General features: G+C 75.6%; 1 protein-coding gene. It reads left to right on the top strand.

Annotated elements, in window-relative coordinates:
• Positions 1 to 179: 179 nt before the first annotated feature.
• The coding region (locus D183_RS25395; protein ID WP_039728887.1) for an AAA family ATPase at positions 180 to 841 on the top strand (662 nt) is incomplete at its 3' end.

Here is an 841-nt window from a genome sequence, read left to right as displayed (position 1 = left end):
CCCCCGGGAGAGGGGTTGGGGTGAGGGTACGTCCGCCCACGGAGCCCCCACCCCGTGAGCCAACCCACCCACCTCCTGTCCGCCCTCCACCGCACCGGCACCCCGCGCCCGCTCAAGCCCCTCTCCCCCCGGGAGAGGGGTTGGGGTGAGGGTGCGTCCACTCACGGAGCCGCCACCCCGTGAGCCAATCCAACCTCCTCGCCACCCTCCACCGCACCGGCACCCTGCGCACGCTGGACCACGCCTTCGCGCACAGCCTGTCCCGCCTCGACCCGAACACCCCCGACCCGGTCCTGGCCGGCGCCGCCCTGGCCTCGCTGGCAGTGGCCAGCGGCCACGCCGGCCTCGACCCGGCACGCGCCAGCCTCCTGCTCGACAGCCGCGACGGCGCTGCCCCCACGCTGCCTACCGCAGACGACTGGACCCGCGCCCTAGCCGCCTCGCGCTGGGTCGCACAACCCGCCGCCGAAGACTCGGCCAGCCCCGACTGCCCACTCGTACTCGAACACGGCCTGCTCTACCTGCGCCGCTACCGCGAGTACGAGCGACGCCTGGCCCTGGGCCTGCGCCGCCTCGTCGCGCAGCCACTGCCGCACAGCGACCTCGCCGCCCTAGCACCCCTGTTCGCCCAGCTCTTCCCTCTCCCCCCGGGAGAGGGTGCCCGCAGGGCGGGTGAGGGTACGACTGCCAACGATCCACCCGACCGCCAAGCCCAAGCCGCCGCCCTCGCCCTGCGCCGCGCCCTGCTGCTGGTCACCGGCGGCCCCGGCACCGGCAAGACCACCACCATCGCCCGCCTGCTGCTGCTGCGCCTCGCCCAGGCTCGCGCCGCCGGCCTGCC

Origin of the sequence: Xanthomonas sp. SHU 199, from assembly GCF_000364665.1 — a bacterium.
In the GTDB taxonomy this organism is placed as follows: Bacteria; Pseudomonadota; Gammaproteobacteria; order Xanthomonadales; family Xanthomonadaceae; genus Xanthomonas_A; species Xanthomonas_A sontii.
The sequence above is the reverse complement of the archived record's forward strand: the minus strand, read 5'-3'. Positions and strand labels throughout refer to the sequence as shown.